The sequence below is a fragment of the Marinoscillum sp. genome, assembly GCF_965229915.1.
Lineage (GTDB): Bacteria > Bacteroidota > Bacteroidia > Cytophagales > Cyclobacteriaceae > Marinoscillum.
This window is the reverse complement of the sequence record NZ_CBDDJZ010000001.1, coordinates 3,779,295-3,796,712: the sequence shown is the minus strand read 5'-3', so window position 1 is coordinate 3,796,712 and position 17,418 is coordinate 3,779,295. Positions and strand designations below refer to the sequence as shown.

The 17,418-nt window shown below is 43.7% G+C and carries 21 protein-coding genes; 12 read left to right on the top strand and 9 right to left on the bottom strand.

Going from position 1 to position 17,418, the window contains the following annotated elements; all coding sequences use genetic code 11:
* Positions 1-50 precede the first annotated feature (50 nt).
* Genes ACO067_RS16325 through ACO067_RS16300 form a run of 6 tightly spaced genes read left to right on the top strand, consistent with a single transcriptional unit; the run spans position 51 to position 5,497 of the window.
* Positions 51-776: a glycosyltransferase family 2 protein gene (locus ACO067_RS16325; protein WP_421875916.1), complete on the top strand. Its 726-nt coding sequence runs from the start codon at positions 51-53 to the stop codon at positions 774-776.
* 4 nt (positions 777-780) lie between these two features.
* On the top strand, positions 781-2,241 hold the full coding sequence (locus ACO067_RS16320) for a glycosyltransferase (protein ID WP_421875914.1): 1,461 nt from the start codon (positions 781-783) through the stop codon (positions 2,239-2,241).
* Positions 2,225-3,538 (top strand): glycosyltransferase 87 family protein, encoded by a 1,314-nt coding sequence (locus tag ACO067_RS16315; RefSeq protein ID WP_421875912.1) that lies wholly within the window; start codon positions 2,225-2,227, stop codon positions 3,536-3,538. The genes ACO067_RS16320 and ACO067_RS16315 overlap by 17 nt, the downstream gene beginning before the upstream one ends.
* Entirely contained in the window at positions 3,522-4,025 is a 504-nt protein-coding gene (locus ACO067_RS16310; protein WP_421875910.1) for a rhodanese-like domain-containing protein, read from the top strand. The genes ACO067_RS16315 and ACO067_RS16310 overlap by 17 nt, the downstream gene beginning before the upstream one ends.
* Positions 4,018-4,644, top strand: coding sequence for a TIGR04282 family arsenosugar biosynthesis glycosyltransferase (locus ACO067_RS16305; RefSeq protein ID WP_421875908.1), 627 nt, complete (start codon positions 4,018-4,020; stop codon positions 4,642-4,644). Before ACO067_RS16310 ends, ACO067_RS16305 begins: the two co-directional genes overlap by 8 nt.
* Positions 4,631-5,497: a hypothetical protein gene (locus ACO067_RS16300; protein ID WP_421875906.1), complete on the top strand. Its 867-nt coding sequence runs from the start codon at positions 4,631-4,633 to the stop codon at positions 5,495-5,497. The genes ACO067_RS16305 and ACO067_RS16300 overlap by 14 nt, the downstream gene beginning before the upstream one ends.
* A 32-nt stretch (positions 5,498-5,529) precedes the next feature.
* On the opposite strand, the gene ACO067_RS16295 is transcribed toward ACO067_RS16300, so the two are convergent.
* The 3 genes from ACO067_RS16295 to ACO067_RS16285 form a co-directional block, all read right to left on the bottom strand.
* Positions 5,530-6,348 (bottom strand): hypothetical protein, encoded by an 819-nt coding sequence (locus ACO067_RS16295; protein ID WP_421875904.1) that lies wholly within the window; start codon positions 6,346-6,348, stop codon positions 5,530-5,532.
* A 125-nt stretch (positions 6,349-6,473) separates the two neighbouring features.
* Complete coding sequence (locus ACO067_RS16290; protein WP_421875902.1) at positions 6,474-7,883, bottom strand: sugar porter family MFS transporter; 1,410 nt, start codon at positions 7,881-7,883, stop codon at positions 6,474-6,476.
* A gap of 113 nt (positions 7,884-7,996) precedes the next feature.
* Positions 7,997-8,677, bottom strand: a complete 681-nt coding sequence (locus ACO067_RS16285; RefSeq protein ID WP_421875900.1) for a Crp/Fnr family transcriptional regulator — start codon at positions 8,675-8,677, stop codon at positions 7,997-7,999.
* Between the two features lie 125 nt (positions 8,678-8,802).
* On the opposite strand from ACO067_RS16285, the gene ACO067_RS16280 reads away from it, so the two are divergent.
* Genes ACO067_RS16280 through ACO067_RS16270 form a run of 3 tightly spaced genes read left to right on the top strand, consistent with a single transcriptional unit; the run spans position 8,803 to position 10,426 of the window.
* Positions 8,803-9,342 carry a CopD family protein gene (locus ACO067_RS16280; RefSeq protein ID WP_421875898.1) on the top strand — a complete coding sequence of 180 codons (540 nt, stop codon included), beginning with the start codon at positions 8,803-8,805 and terminating at the stop codon, positions 9,340-9,342.
* Positions 9,339-9,980 carry an SCO family protein gene (locus ACO067_RS16275; RefSeq protein WP_421875896.1) on the top strand — a complete coding sequence of 214 codons (642 nt, stop codon included), beginning with the start codon at positions 9,339-9,341 and terminating at the stop codon, positions 9,978-9,980. The genes ACO067_RS16280 and ACO067_RS16275 overlap by 4 nt, the downstream gene beginning before the upstream one ends.
* Positions 9,977-10,426, top strand: coding sequence for a c-type cytochrome (locus ACO067_RS16270; protein ID WP_421875894.1), 450 nt, complete (start codon positions 9,977-9,979; stop codon positions 10,424-10,426). The genes ACO067_RS16275 and ACO067_RS16270 overlap by 4 nt, the downstream gene beginning before the upstream one ends.
* On the opposite strand, the gene ACO067_RS16265 is transcribed toward ACO067_RS16270, so the two are convergent.
* Genes ACO067_RS16265 through ACO067_RS16245 form a run of 5 tightly spaced genes read right to left on the bottom strand, consistent with a single transcriptional unit; the run spans position 10,427 to position 13,707 of the window.
* Entirely contained in the window at positions 10,427-10,831 is a 405-nt protein-coding gene (locus ACO067_RS16265) for a hypothetical protein (RefSeq protein ID WP_421875892.1), read from the bottom strand.
* 13 nt (positions 10,832-10,844) lie between these two features.
* The gene (locus ACO067_RS16260) at positions 10,845-11,273 is read right to left on the bottom strand and encodes a hypothetical protein (protein WP_421875890.1); all 429 of its coding nucleotides are present in this window, start codon (positions 11,271-11,273) and stop codon (positions 10,845-10,847) included.
* 2 nt (positions 11,274-11,275) lie between these two features.
* Complete coding sequence (locus ACO067_RS16255; RefSeq protein ID WP_421875888.1) at positions 11,276-12,508, bottom strand: ABC transporter permease; 1,233 nt, start codon at positions 12,506-12,508, stop codon at positions 11,276-11,278.
* Entirely contained in the window at positions 12,505-13,131 is a 627-nt protein-coding gene (locus ACO067_RS16250; protein ID WP_421875886.1) for an ABC transporter ATP-binding protein, read from the bottom strand. The genes ACO067_RS16255 and ACO067_RS16250 overlap by 4 nt, the downstream gene beginning before the upstream one ends.
* 48 nt (positions 13,132-13,179) lie before the next feature.
* Positions 13,180-13,707, bottom strand: coding sequence for a DinB family protein (locus ACO067_RS16245; protein WP_421875884.1), 528 nt, complete (start codon positions 13,705-13,707; stop codon positions 13,180-13,182).
* A 244-nt stretch (positions 13,708-13,951) separates the two neighbouring features.
* Here ACO067_RS16245 and ACO067_RS16240 point away from each other — a divergent pair, with 244 nt between their 5' ends.
* On the top strand, positions 13,952-15,199 hold the full coding sequence (locus ACO067_RS16240; protein WP_421875881.1) for a cation:proton antiporter: 1,248 nt from the start codon (positions 13,952-13,954) through the stop codon (positions 15,197-15,199).
* Here ACO067_RS16240 and ACO067_RS16235 read toward each other — a convergent pair.
* Positions 15,189-15,965 (bottom strand): universal stress protein, encoded by a 777-nt coding sequence (locus ACO067_RS16235; protein WP_421875878.1) that lies wholly within the window; start codon positions 15,963-15,965, stop codon positions 15,189-15,191. The two genes, ACO067_RS16240 and ACO067_RS16235, sit on opposite strands and share 11 nt — an antisense overlap.
* 57 nt (positions 15,966-16,022) lie before the next feature.
* Between ACO067_RS16235 and ACO067_RS16230 the strand changes: the two genes are divergently transcribed.
* A complete protein-coding gene (locus ACO067_RS16230) occupies positions 16,023-17,087 on the top strand; it encodes a glutaminyl-peptide cyclotransferase (RefSeq protein WP_421875876.1) in 1,065 nt (354 codons plus the stop codon).
* Positions 17,088-17,099: 12 nt separating this feature from the next.
* Entirely contained in the window at positions 17,100-17,396 is a 297-nt protein-coding gene (locus tag ACO067_RS16225) for an SCP2 sterol-binding domain-containing protein (RefSeq protein ID WP_421875874.1), read from the top strand.
* Positions 17,397-17,418: the final 22 nt, after the last annotated feature.

The window sequence follows — 17,418 nt, the reverse complement described above, 5'->3', positions numbered from 1 at the left end:
AGAGAATTGTCAGATTGGTGACAGGACATAAGTCATTGTAAAGACTAAATTTGCCGCTGAAATTAGCCAATGTGAAGAAACCGGATAACACTCCTGACATCAGGGTCATCATTCCAGCATTTAATGAACAGAATGCCGTAGGGATGGTGATCGACGAAATTCCTTCGGATTGGGTAAGCGAAGTAATTGTGGTGGATAATGGTTCATTTGATGACACCTTCACAAAAGCCCAAAAGCATGGTGCAACTGCGCTGCGAGAGAATAAACGAGGATATGGACAAGCGTGTCTGAAGGGGATGGCGCATATAGCTCAGTCACCCACTCAACCGGAAATTGTCGTGTTTCTGGATGGAGATCATTCGGACTATCCTGAGCAGCTACCCGAGCTGGTACAGCCTATCCTGGAGGGAGAAGCGGATATGGTTATCGGTTCACGTGCTCTTGGCACCAAACAAAAAGGCTCCATGACTCCTCAGCAGGTCTTTGGCAACTGGTTGGCTACAGGGCTCATCAAATGGCTCTATGGTAAGAAATATACCGATCTGGGCCCATTTCGTGCCATTCGCTACGATTCATTGTTGGCGATAGATATGAAAGACACCAACTACGGCTGGACTGTAGAAATGCAATTGAAAGCTGCGCGACTGAAAATGAAGACTATGGAAGTACCAGTAAACTATCGCCAACGAATTGGTGTTTCAAAGGTTTCCGGTACCGTAAAAGGGACAATCATGGCCGGGTATAAGATTATTTTGACCATTTTTAAGTACCTCTAAAAGGATGAGCTGGGTTATAGTCATAGGATACATTTTAGCACTGTCGGTAATCACCATCTTCAGCCTGGAACAGCTCTATCTAGCCATTCTTTATCGCCGGGCCAAACGGAAGCAGAGCGAAACAAGACAACTATCTTCTTTTCCTCTTGTAACCGTACAGCTACCAATCTACAACGAAAAATATGTAGTTTCTCGTCTGATTCAATCAGTTTGTCAATTGGATTATCCCAGAGAAAAACTGGAAATACAAGTGCTGGATGACTCTGATGATGAAACAGTGTCACTAGTAGCCAAAGAAGTGGCAAAATGGCGACAAGAAGACATCAACATTGTACACATCCAAAGAGATGAGCGAGTAGGTTACAAAGCAGGTGCACTCCAATACGGCTTGCACAAAGCCGCTGGTGAATATATCGCCATTTTTGACGCAGATTTTTTACCAGAGCCAGACTTTTTAATCAAGACACTGCCACACTTCTCCGATAAAATCGGGATGGTCCAAACCCGCTGGGGCCACATCAATGAAGACTACAGTATCTTTACCAGGATGCAAGCTTTCGGGTTGAATGCACACTTTTCAGTGGAGCAGCTCGGCAGAAACACATCTGGCAAGTTCATGAACTTCAACGGAACGGCCGGAGTATGGCGCAAGGAGTGCATTGAAGATGCAGGTGGCTGGCAGCATGACACGCTCACCGAAGACCTGGACCTGAGCTACCGTGCTCAGCTCAACGGTTGGGAATTTAAGTACCTGGAAGATGTTACATCTCCTGCAGAACTGCCAGTATTGGTGCCTGCTATTAAATCACAGCAATATCGGTGGAACAAAGGTGCTGCCGAGACTGCTCGTAAAAACCTGGGCAAAATACTACTCAGCAAGCTCAGCACCTCTGTAAAGTGGCATGCGCTCCTTCATTTACTCAATAGCTCAGTATTCATCTTTCTGGTGATAGCGGCAGTACTTTCCATCCCTATGCTCTATATCAAGGCTGATACTCCAGAGTTTAGCCTGCTTTTCAACCTGGCAAGTGTGTTCATTATTGGATTTGTCGGGATGGCTATTTTTTACTGGATTGCTACACGAGCAACTGCCAAAGATTTCTCCTTTGCCCACTATGCTAAGAATTTTCCGTTATTCTTGACATTCTCCATGGGCATGTCTCTTCACAATGCCATCGCAGTAGCGGAAGGGTATCTGGGAGTTAAAACACCTTTTATCAGGACACCGAAGTTTAACATTGTGAGTAAATCGGATAGTTGGAAAGGCAATACTTACCTCACCAACCCCTTCTCTTTTTTGACGCTACTGGAAGGTTTAATGGCCATCTATTTTGCTTTCGGGGTTGGGTCAGCGCTCTACCTAAAAGATTACGGACTGATCTTCTTTCACTTGATGCTAACCATTGGTTTCGGTGTGGTTTTTTACTTTTCGCTGAAAAAAATCCCCAATGGAGCAGCAGAATAAAACTGCCGTCTACACCAGTATCTTTGTATTGTTTGCAGGCATTTCTGCTGTGGGTCTGTTGATCCCCCGGCACGATTCGCTACCATTGGGACTGGCTTACTCTTCAGCTTTCTTTGCCTACTTCTGGATCTGTCAGTTTCCCCCCTCATCGACTGCTGTTTTGTCTGTGGGTGTACTGCTCCGACTACTCCTATTTCTAGGAATGCCCCTCTTATCAGATGATGTCTATCGGTTCATATGGGATGGTCAACTGCTCAATGAGGGTCTGAGTCCATTTGAGAAACTACCTGCAGATATAGCCAAATCAGGCGTCTACCCTGGCGGATTGAGTGCGGAGCTGTACCAACATCTCAATTCCAAAGAATACTTTACCATCTACCCTCCAGTCAATCAAATGCTCTTTTGGTTCAGCACCTGGATCAGTGGAAATAGCTGGCTTACTGCCGCCAACATCATGCGTACTGTGCTCCTATCAGCTGACATTGGCACCTTCTTATTGCTCAGAAAGCTACTGACCAAACTAAATCACAACCCTACACTGGCTAACTGGTATTTTCTAAACCCACTGCTCATTATGGAGGGTGTTGGAAATTTACACTTTGAAGCAATCGTGAGCTTTTTTCTCGTTTTGGGCCTCCTGCAGTGGTACCGGACCAGAATGGGATGGTCCGGTCTGGCTATCGGCATGGCCGTTGCCACCAAACTACTTCCACTTATTTACCTACCAGGTCTCCTGTTGAAGTCCAAGCTAAAACATGCGATTTTACTCACAACTGCAATCAGTAGTGTCATCGTCTTCTCGTTCATCATTCTAGTTGATCCCCATCTAATTCAGTCCATAACTTCCAGCCTGGAACTCTATTTCCAAAAATTTGAATTCAATGCGAGTATCTATTTTCTCTTGCGGGAAGTGGGGTACTGGTTAGTTGGATATAATGTGATTGGCACACTTGGTCCCTCGCTTTCTATCATTACGTTTTTCACCATCCTGCTCATAGCCATCATCGGAAAGATAAAATCGTGGCAAATGAGCACTATCTTAATGTGGTCATTGACCAGTTATCTCTTACTAGCCACCACAGTTCATCCTTGGTACATCATACCGCTTATTCTTTTGGGGATTCTAAGTGGATATTGGTTTCCAATCATCTGGTCTTTGTTCATTTTCGTTAGTTACTTTGGCTATACCAATACTGGATTTGAACTATCTAGTGGCTGGCTAGTTGTGGAATATGTAGCCGTGCTAAGTATCCTCGCAATTGAAGTATATAAAAAGAATCATGCAAAAAATACATAGCCTTTTAGTCTTCATCATTGGGTTGATCTGGATGCCTGCCTGCGGCCAACAATCATTTGATGAAAAAATGAAGAGCCTGTATAGAAACACTGTGCCCATCATCAAGGCCGAGAAACTGGAGACTCTACAGCTGCAAGGCCAGGTGTTTCTACTGGACGCGAGGGAGCCCGAAGAGTTTAAAGTGAGCCACATACCGGGAGCAAGACTTATTGGCTATGACACTTTCAATAAAGAATTTATCAACGACATCCCGAAAGACGCGGAAGTGGTGGTCTACTGCTCGGTAGGCTACCGCAGTGAACGCATCGGGGAAAAAATGCAAAAAATGGGTTACGAAAAAGTCAGTAACTTATATGGAGGCATTTTTGACTGGAAAAATCAAGGCAATACCGTAATTAACATCAATCAACAACCCACTGACAGTGTCCATACTTACAATAAAAACTGGTCTCAGTGGCTCCATAATGGCGTAAAAGTTTATGACTAAGAAAGATCTACTCATCGTATTTGTAAAAAACCTGATTCCCGGACATGTAAAAACACGTCTAGCCAAAGACATTGGTATTGATGGTGCTCTGGATGTCTATAAATACCTGATAGAGCACACCTATGAAGTTACCAAAGAACTGGACTGTTCGAAAGCAGTATTCTATTCGGAATATGTGGAAATAGAAGACATCTGGGATACCGATGAATACAAGCTATTGGTTCAGAAAGGCCCAGACCTGGGAGATAGGATGCTCAATGCTTTCAAATACGCCTTTGACAAAGGATGTGAAAAAGCTGTAATCATTGGCACAGATTGCTGGGAACTGAGCGATGAGGTGGTGCAAGAAGCTTTTGATAAGTTGGATGACCATGATGTGGTCATTGGCCCGGCTACTGATGGCGGCTACTACCTGATTGGAATGAATAAGCTATATCCGGGACTGTTTCATGACAAAAAGTACAGCCACGACAATGTCCTTAAAGATGTATTGACAGAAATTGGACAGATGGATGCTGAATTCCATTTACTACCCGAATTAAGTGATATCGACACCTTCCAGGATCTCAAGGATTCCGACATTGATTTCGAATTTGTAGAACCCGATGATGAAGGTTAACCAACTGCTGATTGCAGGTTTTTTGGGAGCCACGCTAATAAGCTGTACCCAAAAACCAGCATCAATCCCAGAGCACATTCGACCCGACTGGGCAAAGAATGAGCTGTGGGATGATGGCAAGGCAGAAGTGGCCATCTACCATGCTGAGCGTGTCGTTTATGGAGAACCTCGCCAGTTTGACTATGTCTATGTATTGGTGAAGGAGACCTTCAACCAGGAGTACAAAGTGAAGACGGATGATTATGACCGCTCTGACTTATATGAGGTGATGAAGGTCAATAAGTTTTGTCGCATACAAACGTTGAAATATCCATATCACTACTTGACTTCTGTATTTTACAATAGGAATAACCCATCTTTGGTTCACAAACTAACCAACACGAGTCAGGAGTGGTGTGGCAACACAGCCAAGTCTTTTTTGGAGAACGGAGCTGTGTATGACTTTCAGTACATGAGCTACTGGGATGGCCAGGGAAACGGACTAGTGAAAGTAGATAAAGGTCCCTGGTTTGAAGATCAGCTGAGCTATACGCTTCGTACATTGGATTTTAAAGCTGGATTATCTTTTGAGGTGGATTTGTACCCGATGCAGGTGACCAGTAAAGCTACTATTCCCAAAGCTGAACAAGCAACGATTTCAGTTGAGGCTGCTAATCAGGAAGACTTAGTAACATTGGACAGCACCTTTGTGCAAGCAGCCTGGCAAGTCAATGTAGCACGGGATGAAGGTGCTAATTTAACGTTTTGGATAGGTAAAGAATATCCGAACTACCTGTTGAGAATGGAAGCAACCGACGGAAGGAAACTCATGCTAAAGTCGCTCGAAAGGGACGATTACTGGGCATATGAATAAAAAAGGAGGCCGTCTGGCCTCCTGATTAGCTGTTATTCACATGCAGTATCATCAAAAGATTCGTCCCAACATCTCCAGTCAGGATCTCCAAAATAGGCGTTGGATTTGACACGACCGACTTTGGTTTCTTCATGGTAAAGGATACTCAGATCATAGTCATCATCCTCTGTATCTACCACAGACACATCATAGTAGTGAGAATAATCTGACTCTGCACTTACACCATACTCGATGTAGCTACCCGTTTTAGTAGAGGTCTCATCTGTGAGCGTATACAGTGAATTAACAGCATCACCTTCCACTCGATCCCAATCAATGGTTAATACTTCTCTGGGTGATTGTGGACTTGCGTAAAGTGTCCATTCTCCTCCACTATTGTCCACTCTAGACTCTCCGGTAAACCATAGAAACTGATCATATGACCCCTCCTGGGATAGGTACATTTCCCATTTGACCGTTTCACCGGTGGTCTCAGCAAAAAGTTCAGCAGTGATGAGCGAACCTCCCTGACCTACGGTATACTCAGATTTCCATCTTCCGTCTGATTCCTGATACTCAAATGAATGATCAAATGCTGCATCAAAAGCCGCTGCTGGGATCACAATAGTAGCTCCCACAATAGTCTGCCAAAATCCAACATTCAATGCTGCAAATGCAAAGTTGGTTTTAGCAGCAGTGTTATCAACCCGACCACCTTCATTTTGAGGAAAATTTCCCAGATTGACAGACATGGACGCACGAGGTGGTAGCTCTGGTGGATTACCTGGATTTTCAGAATCCTCACTACAACTGCTCAAAATCACACCTAAGGCAACCACTGCCCCTAAAAAAATTGTTCCTAAACGTTTCATAAGTTTTTGATTGTTTATGTACGGTATAGCTTAAGACAAAGGGCATGCCGAAAAGGTTGGGGCAAAAAAAAAGGAGGCACTTAAAAATAAGCACCCCCCTCTCATTAAAATAAATCTTCCACCGATTACCCTTCCATTTCCTCCAGCTCCTTGCCTTTGGTCTCGTATACGTATTTGATCACGAAAAATATCGATATGAAAGCAAATGCCGTGTAGATACCATACGCAAATGCCAGCCCAGCAGACACCAGCAAAATCGGGAATGTTAATGTCACCAGGAAGTTAGAAATCCACTGAGCCAAACCAGAAACTGCCAGACCTGAGCCACGAAGCTGATTTGGAAACATCTCTCCTAGCATCACCCACATCACAGGTCCCCAGGAGAAATTGAAAAATACCACATAGGCATTCGCAGCTATCAAAGCCAGAACTCCCATATTATCACTCATCTGTAGAGTGCCATTTGCATCCAGAGTTCCAGAAGAAAATGCCACGACTACCAGCGCCAGCGTGATTGCCATACCCACTGACCCAATAACTAGAATTGGTTTCCTGCCCAGTTTGTCCACCAGTAAGAGTGATACGACAACAGCCAAAATACTTAGAGCACCAGATAGCACATTGATCAATAGGGCATCGCTTTCTCCAAATCCAACTGCCTGCCACAAAACCGCACCATAGTAGAATACCACATTAATTCCTACCAGTTGTTGGAAAGTGGCTAAGCCAATACCTATCCATACAATGGGACGCACTCGACCTTTGACCTGATCATACAAGTCTGATAACTTAGGCCGATGGTGATCTTTGGAGAGCGACTCATCAATATCTTTTACCTTTTGCTCGGCAGTGACCTCACCATACAGACGATTCAGCACTTTCAAAGCTTGATCCTTCTTTCTTCCAGCCACCAAATACCGCGGGCTCTCTGGTATGAAAAACAGCGAGATCATAAAAGTGAAAGCGGGAATCAATTCCATCCAGAACATCCACCTCCAGGTTTCATAGTCCATCCAAAGGACATTTTCTGCAGAACCAGATACGTTTGCCAGCAAATAATTGCTCAAAAAAGAGAAAAACAAGCCTGCGATGATCGCAATCTGCTGGACAGTGGCCAGGGCACCACGGTATTTGGCAGGAGCGATCTCACTGATGTAAGCCGGCGCCATCACTGATGCCGCACCAACAGCCAGACCTCCCAGAATACGATAGATGATAAACTCACCAGATGAAGTGGCAATACCAGAACCCCAAGCTGAAACAATGAAGAAAACAGAAGCCATTAAAAGCATGGTCTTACGCCCATAGCTATCTGCCAATCGTCCAGCAAAAAATGCACCTACAGCACAGCCCAATAGCATACTGGCCACGTTGAATCCACTACCAATGTCCTGTGCGTTAAAAGCCGATTCCAGACCTTTCACAGTCCCGTTGATCACCCCACTGTCAAACCCAAAAAGAAAACCGCCCAATGTGGCGACCAGGGAAATGAGGATGATGTAAAAATTGTTGGTTGTTTGTTGTTGTGTTTCCAAATCATTCAAAGGTTAAAGACTTCTTTGTCCCCAAATGACGAACAATTAACCGGAACTACACGGTATGGTATGTCTTCAATCAGGGATGATTTGGCAATATAGTCATTTTGACTTTAAGCTAACTTCGCCATGTCTCGAATTAAAATCCTGCGGCGATCGAAGTTGATAATGTTCTCTTCACGAAGCTCATTCATCACAGTAGTCACTGTCTGACGAGAAGTGCCAGTGAGGCTGGCTATATCTTTATGAGTCAAATGGCTTTTGATCATCATTTCAAACCCTACTTTCTGACCTTTTTCTTCAGCCATTTCCCGGAGAAACTCAACAATCCGCGTTCTGGCATCCTTAAAGACAAGTGACTCGATTCTGCGCTCCATCTTGCGAAGACGCCAACCCAAAATTCGAAAGATTTTCAAACTCAACTCCTGATTGTCTTTCATCAGGTCTTTGAGGTTATCCACGGTCATGGGACATACTCTGGTGCTTGCATTCATTGACTGAGCAAAATCGTTTCGCTTCTCTTCCCCGGCCAGAGCCAACTCCCCAAAAATCTCGCCTTTACTCAAAATCGCTTTGACGATCTCTTTACCATCATCACCATAGCTACCTATTTTCACTCGTCCATCAGCTATCATGTAAATATTCATGGACTGCTCATCTGGAAAATAGATGAACTCATCTTTACCGTACACGTTTGGATTGTGCTTTTCCTCCAGTCCAGGAGTCTTTCTTGGACAAAGAATCTCAAATAGATCTACATTTTCAAAGTACCAGAGCTTACTACTTTCACTCATAATGACCAGCTTCAGTTAGGCTAATGACTAAAATGTTTGAATAATCGCCAATGGAAGTGCAATTTTGCACCGCCTCACGAGGCAATTGTAAGTCTAACAAGATTTCTCCTTAAAATGTCTCATTCATGGACTATTTAAATGTCAAAGCACTACATATCATCTTTGTAGTCACCTGGTTTGCAGGGCTCTTTTACATCGTTAGACTATTTATATACCAAACAGAGGCACTGGAAAAAGAAGAACCAGAACGCAGTATTCTTAGCGCTCAATTAGGGATCATGTCCAAACGACTATGGTATGCTATCACCTGGCCTTCAGCAGTGCTCACGATGATTTTCGGACCGTGGCTCCTCGTCATCCAGTCGAGCTGGCTGAAGATGCCCTTCATGCACATCAAGTTGACGTTTGTTTTACTGCTGATGGTTTATCACATCATTTGCCATTGGCTGTTCAAAAAACTCCAAAAAGGTGAAACCAAATGGACTTCTAATCAATTGAGAATGTGGAACGAGGTGGCTACTCTAATACTGGTAGCGGTCGTTTTTCTAATTGTACTCAAAAACAGCCTCAGTTGGATCTGGGGAACCATTGGGATTTTTGCTTTTGCAATCATCCTAATGCTGTCAATAAAAATTTATAAACGCTTAAGAGAAAAAGCATCATGATGCGATTATTTATCCTGCTCGCTGGGATTGCGCTAGCCGCCACAGCCTGCAACGAAGTGAAATCTTCCTATGAACTTCCCATACTTGGCAGAAAGGAATATGTGGAGCGGGAAGTGAATGGTGAAACAGTCACTGACACACTTTACCACACCATAGCACCCTTCGAATTTGTAGACCAGGACAGTGCAATCATTACCAATGCTACGTTTAACAACCAGGTGTATGTGGCTGATTTCTTTTTCACTTCATGTCCAACCATCTGTCCGGTGATGAAACAGCAGATGCTTCGTGTCTATGAAGCCTACAAAAATGATCCGGAGGTGGCTATCATTAGCCATACCATAGACCCAACCCATGACACAGTTGCTGTGTTAAAATCATTTGCCGAAAAGCTTGGTGTGGAGTCATCCAAATGGCACTTTGTAACTGGCGACAAAGACAAAATCTACGATATCGGTGAAAACAGCTACATGGTAGTGGCTAATGAAGATGAGAATGCACCAGGAGGATACATCCACAGTGGCGCATTCTTACTGGTAGACCAGAAAGGAAGAATCCGACAAGTATATGATGGCACTGTTCCTGAGCAGGTAGATGTACTCATCAACGATATCAAACGCTTAACCAAGAAAAAATGAGGTTAGTTGTCTGTGTTATTTCTTTATTAATCCTTGTCTCTTGTGGAAGTAAAAACAACTCTACCAGCGAAGATGAATCGGAAATGGACCACCGCACAGGAATTCGATTGAAGCAGTACATGGTGCAGGGGAAAAAACTGTATACCACTTATTGCGCTAATTGCCACCAGACAGATGGGTCAGGGTTAGCCAAACTATATCCGCCTCTTGCCAAGTCTGATTACTTAATGACAGATCTAGAACGGGCAGCCTGTATCGTCAAGTATGGAATGAATGGTCAGATCAAAGTAAATGACATTGAGTTTAACCAACCCATGCCTGCAAATGACTTGACGCCTATTGAAATCGCCGAAATCATAACCTATGTGAGTAACTCCTGGGGCAATGAAGCCGGTATTTCTTCAACCAGGGACGTCAGTCAATGGTTGAAGAAATGTAAAAACTAGCTAGTCCTTAAGGGCTTTCTTACCTTCTTCAAGGGATTGGAGCATGTCGGTTTTAACCTTCTCAATGTCCTTCAATTGCGTCTGAAGATATTCCTTCACATCTTCTGGAGTCCCTTCATAGTTGGGGTCGTAGTTTCGCATCCAAGCCATCATGGACTCGTTAGCAGCCTCTATATCCCTGGCCAGTTCGGTGTATTTAGCTGCCACCAAAGAGTCAGCAGCTGAGGAATCAGCCAATGCCAGTAGTTCTTTTTGCGTTTTGCGAAGTTCACCCATTTTAGGCATTACTTCGTCATGCACATTCATCACCTCATCTTTCAGGCTGGGTGATTCTTCGTCTGTTTTCTTGGGTGATGAACAACTAGCCATGATGACCAGCAGCACAATAAGCGATAAATATTTCATTAGGTTTTAAAATTTAATCGGTTGCAATTCGAGCGTCCTTCAAGATATACATCAGCTGATCAACATCAGAGTCATTCAAAGTGAGCTTTCCTTTGAAGGTTACTTTTTTGGCCGTGTACTTCACAGGCTCGGTGAGGTAGATTTCGGCCACAGACTCAGGTCCAGCTCCTCCGCAGAAAAAACAAGATGCTACCGGCACTGAAGAAACGATCAAGTGATCCGGCTCAAACATTCCTTCAAAAGGAATGATATACCCAGACAGCTCGATCTCCTTTCCCTCAAGTGATTTGATCTGCTCACCAAACTTAGGTACAAAGATCTCCCCATATTCATCCTTGGTCTTTTCATATTCTAGTGTACCCAGAGTTTTCCAGTTTTCTGCAGAGCCCTGCCCGAGTGCTGATAAACTCATTAAGGTCAATACCACCACTAATAATCTCATAGTTATCCTTTTGAAAGTGTTTTTGAAATATCTGTTTTAAAGGCCATCACTGCCGGAATGACCGAGGCAAACAGTCCAATGATAAAACAACCCAGTAAGACAAACCATTCCTCATTGAGAAAATAAAATGCCTCCGGATTGACTCCATCCAGGGATGTCGCCAGCAAGTAAACCATGCCATGTGCAATGGTCAGACCAGAAACTCCGCCCACAAAGGTAATGAGAAGACCCTCAATCAGAATGTGGTTGAATATCTGCATCTGAGTGGCACCCATAGAGCGCATAATGGCAATATCGTATTTTCGGTCTTTTAGCGAATTGAGAAGGGCAATGAACACACTTACCGCAGAGATCACAATGATCAGAAGTCCCAGCAGATTCAGAATTTTCACGCCTACTCCGATGATATTAAAAAGTCGGGCAGTCTCGAAAGCCGGAGAAGCTGCCTGCAAGCTGCTTTCAGCATTGATCGTCCTGGGTAGCATCACAGCGCCCATTGGTGACCGATACTTCACTAGCATGGAGGTGATTTGCTCGCTATCAAATTGCTCGAAAGTTACAGTCACTCCCAGATGGTCGATTGTTATGAGGGAATCAGGCTGGTTTTCATGATCCTCCTCATGACCATGTACCTCCCAGATGCTTTGAATACTCGTCAATATCAACTTGTCCAGGACTGTATTAGTGGGCTTGAGTATTCCTACCACCACAAACGGATGTGCCTCATGAGCTTCACCATCCTCTGACAGCCCATGCTGGCTTTGAAACTGAGCTCCCACTTTCATTGATAGCTTTTGGGCCACCTCAGCCCCGAGCACCACTTGCATGTGATCTGCGAACCATTCACCTGTAGACAACTCTCCACCATACAACTCAGGATATGCCCTGGTAGTACCCACAATCCGGCTATTTTGATAGCTGTCGCCGAGAGACATAGGAATGACAGAGCCAATGTATCGGCTCTTGGTCACCTTTGCAGCTTCTTTCAGATCAATGTTACCTGTAGGGAAATCCACATGGAATACGTTGGCCAGAATCAGCTGTAGGGGACTTCCTTTTGCCCCAATGACCAGGTCAATTCCAGTAGAGTTTTTAGTGATCTCATTTTTCAACTGATCCGAAATCAGTAAGATCAATACCACGATGGTCACTCCAAAAGTGAGCAGCAACCAGCTCAGAAGGCTACTGAGCGGTTTGGCAATGATGCTTTTACAACTGAGATAAAGAATATTCATAGCTGCACCTGGTTTTCAAACTCCGACTTCACCCGACTATCATGAGTGGCTATGATCAGGGTGGCATTGCACTCCTGTGCTTGCTTTTTCAACAACTGGATAACCGAATGACAGCTCTCATCGTCCAAACTTGCCGTAGGTTCATCACCAAATAAGACATCAGGTTCATTGATCACGGCTCTGGCAATAGCTACTCGCTGGGCTTGCCCCTGACTGATTTGACTAACAGGCTTATTTCTTAGCTCACCTATTCCTAACTCGGCCATTACATGATCAATTCTTTTCTTCTGACTCATTTTTTGACCTAAAAATGGAGCTAGCAAAATATTTTCATAAACTGAGAGTGACTGCACCAGATGCGGCTTTTGAAACACAAACCCAATATGTTTTCCACGAAAATGATCCAGCTGAGAAGTGTTTAGCTCCAAGATATTCTGCCCTTCGATTTTGATTTCCCCACTTTGTGCTTTGAGCAAACCAGAGAGGAGGTGCAGAAAAGTGGTTTTACCACACCCAGAAGCTCCCAAGATGAGCGCAGAACTTCCTTTGGCTACCTGCCAGTCTGGAAAGGTGAGTGCAGTTCCGTCTGAAAATGAGTGTGTTAAATTCTTAACAGCTATCAATGGTTTCTATTTTGAGGTTATCTGTCGTTCTATTTGAGCTTTCCAAATTTACATTTCTCTTTTGATCCTATCTACCTGGTACCGATGATGGATCAGGTGAGTATTGAGAAAATGCAGCATCTCAGCAAGCTTAATCCTACCTGCTAATGGATGACGAAAGACCGCTTTCCCTAAATACTGCGACGGGTAATCCTCTAAAAAACGCTCATACTCGTCTCTTGTTTGGTCCCAATAGGTCATGGTGTCTGCAATTGATCGGTCATTGGCTGGATTGCTGATTAGTTTTGGGGCTTTGAAGCGCAATCTGGAATGTAGCGCCCAAAAGTACAATCGAATTTTGAGTGTATTAAAAAAGGTAGCATCTGGCATCTGGTCGCCAGCCTTGAGCTTTTTTTGGCAATAGCTAAGCGCACTGGCCTCTGAAAAAATGACATGATCCAACACCTGTGCCAATGACCAGGTGGTTGCATTCTTTTTCCAGTGGAACTGCTCATCGGATATGCCATCCAACATCTGCCAAAACAACAGCTTGTTTTGCTCCATTAAATTAAAGTACTTTTCAAGTATTGGCTCCATTCGTGTGCTTTAGGTGGGTTAAAGTTGTAGGATTATCAGGTACTTCCCAAGACCTTTAATTATTGCAATAAAGAGCAAAAAAAAGTATATTGTGCTGACTTTCACGTCGAATGTCGATAAACCACCAGAGCCGAAGCCTGTTTTATTTCAGGCTGGGTCAGACTGTAGACACCTGATCCGTTTATTTATTAGTAAAACTTGGAATAATTTTGTGCAAGCCACAACCTTAATCGGCAGATAATATATGCATGTTTTCGACATTATCGCCCTGTTTATCTTTCTAGCGGGTCTTTTCATATTCGTCAATACCTACTTCCTCAAATTGCCTTCTTCCATAGGGCTGATGATCATGGCCATTGTTTTGTCTTTGATCCTTTTGATTGCTGGGTTTATATTTCCGGACCTGCAATTAGGCGTGGAAGAGCTGGAAGAATACGACTATGCAGAAGTGCTCTATCACGTAGTACTGTCCTTCATGCTTTTCGCTGGAGCACTCCAGATAGACTTTAAGAAACTATCCAAAGAACGAACACCTGTGCTGGTACTGGCGACTACTGGTGTGTTGATTTCCACTTTCGTAATCGGCACACTGGTTTATTACATGCTGCACTGGGTGGGCATAGAACTACATTATCTCTACTGTCTGGTATTCGGCGCGTTGATATCACCAACTGATCCAATAGCTGTTACCAAAACAATCAAGAAATTTAACCTCGACAAGGAGCTCGAAGTAAAAATCCAGGGGGAATCGCTTTTCAATGATGGTGTGGCCGTGGTTTTGGCTCTAACACTACTAGACATTGCCCACGCTGGTGAAGATCACCCGCTTTCTGTTTTTGAAACGGTGTACATCATCGGAGCGGATATCGGTGGTGGTATTTTTATAGGATTGATGCTGGGATATCTGGGTTATCGCTTATTGAAATACGTAGACAACGATGCTGTGGAGGTAGAGATTCTGATCACCTTGGCAGTAGTGATGGTAGGTTCGTTTCTGGCAGATTTCGTACATGTATCCTCCAAACAAGCCGCTGTAGTCATGGGACTGGTGATTGGGAATGAAGGAAAGGGAGAATATGTCACGAGTGCCGCTGGAGATTATGTCTTTAAGTTTTGGAACCTGATGGAAGAATCCCTGGCAGCCATGCTTTTTGTGTTGATCGGCCTGGAGATGCTGGTGATTCCCTGGAGGTTTGACTACTTCGCTGCTGGTTTTTTTGCAGTGAATATTGTATTGTTTGGAAGGTGGCTAAGTGTATTTGTACCCATCAAACTGATGTCTGTCAAACGAAGCTTCAAACCCAATACCATTCCGGTACTCACCTGGGGAGCTCTGCGGGGAGGATTACCAATCGCACTTTCGCTTTCTCTGACGGAGTTTCATGGCAAAGACATCATCATTACTATGACATACATTGTGGTGGTATGCTCCGTGCTGTATCAGGGTCTGACGGTACCATTACTAATGAAAAGCTTCGGATCTAAAGACTAGGTAATTCTATGGATCTGGTCCAAATAGGAATATGAGATTCATTGATCACCTCACTGGAGATATGACCTGCAAAAACCCTATCTATGCCTTTGCGGTTGTGTGTAGCCAGCAGAATGATGTCTGCCATCACCTTTTCAGCATAGTTAATAATCATTTCTCCCTCGTCAATACCAGCAATAGCAGCAACAGCATAATTCTCAATCTGATGAAACTCAGCAAAATCTGTCAATCGCTTTTCTACTTCTCTGGCAGTCATTAGTGTGTCATCAAATGCCTTGATGATGTGTACTTTACTACCAAACTCCTTCTGAAGGTACTTTAACTCCTCGATCATTTCATCATCCTCACGATTCATGTTGGTAGGAAACACGATTCTTTTGAGCTTGGTGAGATCTGTTCGTGTTTTCACAACTACCACTGGGCATTTTGCTTTCTTCGCCACTTTCTCCGCATTGGTCCCCACAAAAAAACTCTCCAACCCAGAAGCTCCCTCAGAGCCCATCACGATGAGATCAGCTTCTTGCTCTACAATACTGTCCACCACATCACCTGTAGTTTGCTGATAGTGATAGTTGACATTTTTCAATTCATCCATTTTCAGTACTCGCTCAACCTCCGCAGCTAATTCATCGGACTTAGTGGGCTTGTCCACCACGTGTACGAGAATTACCTGTGCACCAAACTTTTCAGCCAAACCAGCGGCTGAACCAATCGCAAAAATGGAAGAATCAGTAAAATCTGTAGGAACTAAAAAACGTTTCATCATTTCTTCGTTTAAGACTCTGGATTAAGTTAGTACGAATTCTACTAATTTTACCGTCCTATGAATATGAATTACATCAACAGGTTATCTATCATTTGCTCTCTGGGACTGATATTTTCGTGCAGTGGAGAAAAGGACAACTCTGAAACACCCACTAGCCCACGAATCAAAAATTTCAGCAAACTGAGTGCACCTTCCAGCAATCAGGAAATTGTCATGGGTGAACCTGTAAACTTTGAAATCACCTCCTCTCAACAAGTGGACTCCATTCTTCTTTCATTTGAAACTGAGCAAAAAGTCTTTACCGAGACGCAATTTACGTGGACTCCCATTCGGATTAAAACCGGCCGACAAAAGGTCAAGATTTCCGTCTACTCGGGAGAAGATTCAGAAACACACTATGCCCGATTAATTGTGCTGTCTGACGTATCTCCAACCACCATGACTTATGAAGTAATCGGAGAATATCCGCATGATGAAGAAGCATTTATTCAGGGACTCTTCTTCCTGGGTGATACTTTGGTGGAAAGCACCGGACAGGAAGGAACCTCCAGGATTTCCAAAATCAATCTGCAGTCAGGGGAAGTATACAAGACAACCAGCCTTGCCGATAATTACTTTGGTGAAGGTAGCACCGTATGGAAAGATCAAATCTACTACCTCACCTGGCAAGACAATATTGGGTTTATCTACAACCTAAACCTGGAAGAAACCGGTCAGTTCAACTACACCTATGAAGGCTGGGGAATGACTACCATGGGAGACACATTGATAATAAGTGACGGTAAGGAAGTCCTTCACCTGCTGGACCCTAGAGATATGTCTGAAATAAGCAGGCTGGAAGTCTATGACCATGAAGGATTAGTCAATAAACTTAACGAACTGGAGTATTTCAACGGGAAGATCTATGCAAACATTTGGCAGCAAGAGATCATTATCTCCATTGATCCTGCAACTGGCAAAGTGCTGGAAATAATTGATTTCAATGGTCTAAGAGACAACTTTGACTCTAATGTAGCTGAAGTGCTCAATGGGATCGCCTACAAGCAAAACACAGATCAGATTTTTGTGACAGGCAAGAACTGGCCCAAACTATTTGAAGTAAAATTTAAACTAAATAATTAATACAGAACCCAAATGAATCTAGACGAAGCAACACAGAAAGTAGCTAGAATGGCCGAAAATAATGGAGGGAAAGTAAACGCGATCATCAACTTCAAATTTGATGAGGGGGTGATTCACCTGGACGATACGGTAACTCCAACTGTCGTAAGCAATGAAGAAAAGAATGCAGCCTGCACCATCAAAATGTCACTCTCCAACTTTGAGAAATTGATGTCAGGCAATCTAAACCCGATGATGGCATTTATGGCTGGAAAAATGAAGATAGATGGAGACAAAGGTGTAGCCATGAAACTAGCTTCACTTTTTTAAAAAGAACCCGGGCTCTGCGGCT

Coding starts and splice junctions, on each gene's coding strand:
- ACO067_RS16230 (WP_421875876.1), top strand. CDS start 16,023: ATGAATATGAATTACATCAACAGGTTATCTATCATTTGCTCTCTGGGA.
- ACO067_RS16225 (WP_421875874.1), top strand. CDS start 17,100: ATGAATCTAGACGAAGCAACACAGAAAGTAGCTAGAATGGCCGAAAAT.
- ACO067_RS16310 (WP_421875910.1), top strand. CDS start 3,522: ATGCAAAAAATACATAGCCTTTTAGTCTTCATCATTGGGTTGATCTGG.
- ACO067_RS16305 (WP_421875908.1), top strand. CDS start 4,018: ATGACTAAGAAAGATCTACTCATCGTATTTGTAAAAAACCTGATTCCC.
- ACO067_RS16270 (WP_421875894.1), top strand. CDS start 9,977: ATGAGGTTAGTTGTCTGTGTTATTTCTTTATTAATCCTTGTCTCTTGT.
- ACO067_RS16275 (WP_421875896.1), top strand. CDS start 9,339: ATGATGCGATTATTTATCCTGCTCGCTGGGATTGCGCTAGCCGCCACA.
- ACO067_RS16245 (WP_421875884.1), bottom strand. CDS start 13,707: ATGGAGCCAATACTTGAAAAGTACTTTAATTTAATGGAGCAAAACAAG.
- ACO067_RS16255 (WP_421875888.1), bottom strand. CDS start 12,508: ATGAATATTCTTTATCTCAGTTGTAAAAGCATCATTGCCAAACCGCTC.
- ACO067_RS16315 (WP_421875912.1), top strand. CDS start 2,225: ATGGAGCAGCAGAATAAAACTGCCGTCTACACCAGTATCTTTGTATTG.
- ACO067_RS16235 (WP_421875878.1), bottom strand. CDS start 15,965: ATGATGAAACGTTTTTTAGTTCCTACAGATTTTACTGATTCTTCCATT.
- ACO067_RS16295 (WP_421875904.1), bottom strand. CDS start 6,348: ATGAAACGTTTAGGAACAATTTTTTTAGGGGCAGTGGTTGCCTTAGGT.
- ACO067_RS16260 (WP_421875890.1), bottom strand. CDS start 11,273: ATGAGATTATTAGTGGTGGTATTGACCTTAATGAGTTTATCAGCACTC.
- ACO067_RS16265 (WP_421875892.1), bottom strand. CDS start 10,831: ATGAAATATTTATCGCTTATTGTGCTGCTGGTCATCATGGCTAGTTGT.
- ACO067_RS16320 (WP_421875914.1), top strand. CDS start 781: ATGAGCTGGGTTATAGTCATAGGATACATTTTAGCACTGTCGGTAATC.
- ACO067_RS16285 (WP_421875900.1), bottom strand. CDS start 8,677: ATGAGTGAAAGTAGTAAGCTCTGGTACTTTGAAAATGTAGATCTATTT.
- ACO067_RS16300 (WP_421875906.1), top strand. CDS start 4,631: ATGATGAAGGTTAACCAACTGCTGATTGCAGGTTTTTTGGGAGCCACG.
- ACO067_RS16240 (WP_421875881.1), top strand. CDS start 13,952: ATGCATGTTTTCGACATTATCGCCCTGTTTATCTTTCTAGCGGGTCTT.
- ACO067_RS16280 (WP_421875898.1), top strand. CDS start 8,803: ATGGACTATTTAAATGTCAAAGCACTACATATCATCTTTGTAGTCACC.